The sequence below is a fragment of the Larkinella knui genome (assembly GCF_003858645.1).
GTDB classification, from domain to species: domain Bacteria; phylum Bacteroidota; class Bacteroidia; order Cytophagales; family Spirosomataceae; genus Larkinella; species Larkinella knui.
This window is the reverse complement of sequence record NZ_RQJP01000018.1, coordinates 1-1163: the sequence shown is the minus strand read 5'-3', so window position 1 is coordinate 1163 and position 1163 is coordinate 1. Positions and strand designations below refer to the sequence as shown.

General features: G+C 66.4%; 1 protein-coding gene. It reads right to left on the bottom strand.

The features are described from left to right. Positions 1-1163: fibronectin type III domain-containing protein (locus EHT87_RS31150; RefSeq protein WP_185716401.1), on the bottom strand; the 1163-nt coding region annotated here is incomplete at both ends.

The following is a 1163-nucleotide window of genomic DNA, read 5'->3' as shown; positions in this document are numbered from 1 at the left end:
CTGGGTAAGCCCGTCAACTCATACGTCAAGGGGCTCTGCTCCGGATCGGTGAAGACCGGCAGGGGAGCCGAGCTAAAGGCGGTATGGACCACGGCCGCCAGCGGGGAGACGGCCGGTGGCACCGGCGGCTGGTTGAGCGGAGGAATCCCGCTGCCGGCACAATTAATGGTCTTGGGAGCCCACTTGAGCACAAACTCGGAGCCCTGCACGCGGGCCCAGATGGTGTGGTTGGTGCTGGTTTTAATGCTAGCGGGGATGGGAAAGTCGTACCAGTGCTGGCCGTTGCCCTTGCCGGCATCCTTCAGATGCTGCTGGAAGACGTTGGCCAGCTGGGAGCCCAGGGGCGTACCGGCGGCAATGGAGGGGCCATCGAAGAACTCGACGGTGAGGGGGGTGTTGGGATTGGTGCGGTCCCAGGCCCAGCCCGAGAGCGTGTTGCAGTTGACTTCCTGGGTGAGGTAGCCATCCAGGTTGGTGCTGGGAATGGAACCGGTGTTGACCGTCAGCGTGAGGGTGGCCGTGACGGGCGGATGCTGGGTATCGGTGGCCGCGTAGGTGAGGCTGAAGGTGCCGCTGGCCGTGGGCGTGCCCGACACCACGCGGGTAGCGGGGTTGAAGGTCAGGGGGGCGGGCAGGCCCGTTAGCGAGTAGGTGAGGGCATCGCCTTCGGGATCGGTGAAGGCGGGCAGGGCGTTGGAGTTGTAGCTGACGTTGACCGTGGCGGCATTGAGAGCCAGGGGGTTGGGCGCCACCGGGGGCTGGTTGCCGACGGGGGCGGTCAGGGTAGTGGCGTTGGCGGTATTGCTGTTGGCCGAGGCATTGGCCGCGGCATCGCGGGCGACGACGAGGAAGGCATAGGCGGTGGCAGGGGCCAGGCCGGTGACGGGGTAAGTGGTGTTGGTGACCAGGCTGGGGTTGATTTTGGTGCCGTTTCGGTAGACATCGTAGCCGGTGACGGCCACGTTATCGGTGGCGGGATTCCAGGTGAGCTGGAGGGAGGTGGCGGTGATGTTGGTGGCCGTCAGGGCGGAGGGTGGGGTGGGGGGTTGGGTATCGGGTGGCGGGGGGGTGGCGTTGGTGACGCTGAAGGAGCGTTCGACGGGTTGGGCGTAGCGGTATTGCCCGTTACCGTGCTGGGTGGCCCGGATCGTCACCCGCCCCAC